Annotated in this window: 3 protein-coding genes; 1 reads left to right on the top strand and 2 read right to left on the bottom strand. The window is 64.2% G+C overall.

Annotated features, from left to right (window positions below):
* Positions 1-366: 366 nt before the first annotated feature.
* Positions 367-1,224, top strand: coding sequence for a DUF1499 domain-containing protein (locus WA702_RS00610; protein WP_425108588.1), 858 nt, complete (start codon positions 367-369; stop codon positions 1,222-1,224).
* Positions 1,225-1,366: 142 nt separating this feature from the next.
* Here WA702_RS00610 and WA702_RS00605 read toward each other — a convergent pair whose 3' ends face one another.
* Complete coding sequence (locus WA702_RS00605; protein WP_425108587.1) at positions 1,367-2,290, bottom strand: MBL fold metallo-hydrolase; 924 nt, start codon at positions 2,288-2,290, stop codon at positions 1,367-1,369.
* A gap of 68 nt (positions 2,291-2,358) precedes the next feature.
* Positions 2,359-3,291, bottom strand: a 933-nt coding sequence (locus tag WA702_RS00600) for an acyl-CoA dehydrogenase family protein (RefSeq protein ID WP_425108586.1), incomplete at its 5' end; no start/stop codon positions are given.

The following is a 3,291-nucleotide window of genomic DNA, read 5'->3' as shown; positions in this document are numbered from 1 at the left end:
GGGACTACTACAAGCTGGTGCAGACCATGTCGGGCGAGGAAGCTTTCGGCAAGCTCTCCGATTCCGAATGTCCGCTGGTGAAGAGCCATTGAGCTAAGCGTGGGCTTGGGTCGGAGCTGAGCCCATCACGTCGACCTGACACGGCCTCTCATTGCGCAAGCGATGGGAGGCCTTTGTTTGGGCGATCCGGGCCCGGGCCACCTATCGTTCGGGCCTTGCCGGTGCCAGCCCGGGCGGCAGGAGTCAGGTACGGGCGCACCGCGTTCCATCGATGCCCCCTTGAATTTACCGCATCGCCATGGTCTCACACGGAGAGAACCGGCCGCCCTCCTCCGGGTTCGGCCCAACCCGGTAGTTCCGCTTCCGATGGCCCGCAGGTTTCACGCTCCCTATCTGTCGGAGCCCGTCTCCAGCCTTGCAAGCTGGGCTCGCAATCTCGCCGTGTTCTCGGTGGTCGCGGTACTGGTATCGATCCTGGTGCTGCGTTTCGACTTCCTCGAGATGAAGCCGGCGCTGATGACCTTCTTCGGTGCGCTCGGCTGCGCGGTGCTGTCGATCTTGGTCGGGCTCGCCGCCTTCGCGGCGATCTGGCGCAACGGCAGCCGGGGGATGAGCCGGATCTTGCTGGCGCTGGTGATCGATGCGGTGGTGCTGGCCTATCCGGCCTATCTCGCCGTGCAATACCGCAAGCTGCCGAAGATTTACGACATCACCACCGATCCGATCGATCCGCCGCGCTTCGAGGCGCTGGCGCCCTTACGGAACGGCGACGGCACCAACACGGCCGTCTATGCCGGGCTTTATTCGGCCGAGCAGCAGCAGAAGGCCTATCCCGACATCGAGCCGGTGCAGCTGGAGATCCCACCCGACCGCGCCTACGCGATCGCGCTCAGGCTCGTCAACCGGCGCAAATGGTTCATCGTCGACGAGCGCGCGCCACAGCCGCCGCGCAAGGTCGGCCGCATCGAGGCGATCGCGCGCACGCCGATCATGGGTTTTCGCGAAGACGTCTCGATCCGGGTGCAGCCCGATGGCGAGGATTCGCGGATCGATATCCGCTCGGCCTCGCGCTATTTCGATAGCGACATCGGCAGCAATGCCGCGCGCATCAACAAGCTGATCGACGATCTCAACAATGCCGGCGAAGCCGACGCGCAGAAGCCGGTCAAAAAGGTGGTACCGCCGCCGCCGGCCGCCAAGGGGCAGAAGACAGTCAAGAAGTGACGCGCCAAAGCGCGTCATTCCGGGGCGCGCCTCAGCGCGAACCCGGAATCTCGAGATTGTTTTGACGCTCCCACGTCGAGATTCTCGGTGCGCAATTGCGCACCTGAGGGTTCGACGCTTCGCGTCGCCACGGAATGACGTCCTAGTTGTTCGCTAGTCGATACCGCCCCTCGATCACCGGATCGCCGTCGGTTGCGACCACGCCGCGCACGACCAGGTCTTCCAGATGCGCCAGCACCGAATAGCCCGCGGCCCGCATCAGCCGCGGATCGATGCCGATATAGATCGCGCGCACCATGGTCGGGATGTCGGCCTCGCCCTTGGCGAGACGATGCAGGATCGAGGCTTCACGCGCTTGGCGGTGGCGGATCAGGAAGCGGACGTAGCGCGGGGCTTCGAGGATCTCCGGGCCATGGCCAGAGAAATACAGATCCTCGTCGCGGGCCGCGAGCCGTTCCAGCGAATTCATGTAGTCGAGCATCGAACCGTCTGGCGGCGCCACGATCGAGGTCGACCAGCCCATCACGTGATCGCCGACGAAACTGAGCTTGCGCTCCGGCCAGGCAAACGCGAGATGATTGGCGGTGTGGCCAGGCGTCGCCACCGCCTCCAGCCGCCAACCCTCGCCTTCGATGACATCGCCATGGCCAACTCCGATGTCGGGCATGAAATTGCGATCTGCGCCGGATTCCGGGCTGTGCTTCTCGCTCTCGTAGCGGGGTCGCGAGGCGCGATGCGGCCCTTCCGCATAGACAGGCGCGCCGGTCGCCGCTTTGATGCGGCCGGTGTTCGGCGAATGATCGTTATGGGTGTGGGTGACAAGAATATGCGTGACGGTCTCGCCGCGCACCGCATCCAACAGTGCCGCTGCGTGAGCCGCGTTATCAGGACCGGGATCGATGATCGCGACCTTGCCGTGGCCCACGATGTAGCTCACCGTGCCGGTGAAGGTGAACGGGCTCGCATTGTCGCACAGCACGCGCCGCACGCCGGGCCGGACTTCCTCGACGACCCCCGCTTTCAGCGGAAAATTTTTGTTGAACGGGACGTCGTCGTTGTCGGCCATCAGATGCCTTTTGTCCGGTCTCATAGGATGGGTTGAGCGTCAGCGACACCAATCCTACATTGCGCAAACTACCCGAACGCCTGGATGCCGGTGATGGCGCGGCCCAGGATCAGCGCGTGCACGTCGTGGGTACCTTCATAGGTATTGACTGTTTCCAGGTTCGCCGCGTGGCGCATCACGTGGTATTCGATCTGGATGCCGTTGCCACCGTGCATGTCACGCGCCACGCGCGCGATGTCGAGCGACTTGCCGCAATTGTTGCGCTTGACGATCGAGATCATCTCGGGCGCCATCTTGCCCTCGTCCATCAGGCGGCCGACGCGCAACGAAGCCTGCAAGCCAAGCCCGATCTCGGTCTGCATGTCGGCGAGCTTCTTCTGCACCAGCTGGGTGGCGGCGAGCGGCTTGCCGAACTGCTTGCGATCGAGCGTGTATTGCCGCGCGCGGTGCATGCAGTCTTCGGCCGCGCCGAGCACGCCCCAGGAGATGCCGTAGCGAGCGCGGTTGAGGCAGCCGAACGGCCCCTTGAGGCCGGAGACGTTGGGCAGCAGCGCGCTTTCCGGCACCACCACGCCGTCCATGACGATCTCACCGGTGATCGAGGCACGAAGCGACAGCTTGCCGCCGATCTTTGGCGCCGACAGGCCCTTCATGCCCTTCTCGAGCACGAAGCCGCGGATCTGGTTGTCGTGCTCGGCCGACTTGGCCCAGACCACGAACACGTCGGCGATCGGCGCATTCGAGATCCACATCTTGCTGCCAGTCAGGCGGTAGCCGTCCGCTACCTTCTCGGCGCGGGTCTTCATCCCTGCGGGATCGGAACCGGCATCCGGCTCAGTCAGGCCGAAACAGCCGACCCATTCCCCGCTCGCCAGCTTCGGCAGGTATTTCTTGCGCTGGTTCTCGTCGCCATAGGCATAGATCGGATACATCACCAGCGAGGACTGCACCGAATTCATCGAGCGGTAGCCGGAATCGACCCGCTCGATCTCGCGCGCGAC

This window comes from Bradyrhizobium sp. (genome assembly GCF_049798375.1).
Taxonomy (GTDB): domain Bacteria; phylum Pseudomonadota; class Alphaproteobacteria; order Rhizobiales; family Xanthobacteraceae; genus Bradyrhizobium.
Note: the sequence above shows the minus strand (reverse complement) of the source record. Positions and strands in the feature narration are given on the sequence as shown.

Excerpts from the sequence above, each read along its gene's own strand:
- WA702_RS00610 (WP_425108588.1), top strand. The coding sequence starts at position 367 with ATGGCCCGCAGGTTTCACGCTCCCTATCTGTCGGAGCCCGTCTCCAGC.
- WA702_RS00605 (WP_425108587.1), bottom strand. The coding sequence starts at position 2,290 with ATGGCCGACAACGACGACGTCCCGTTCAACAAAAATTTTCCGCTGAAA.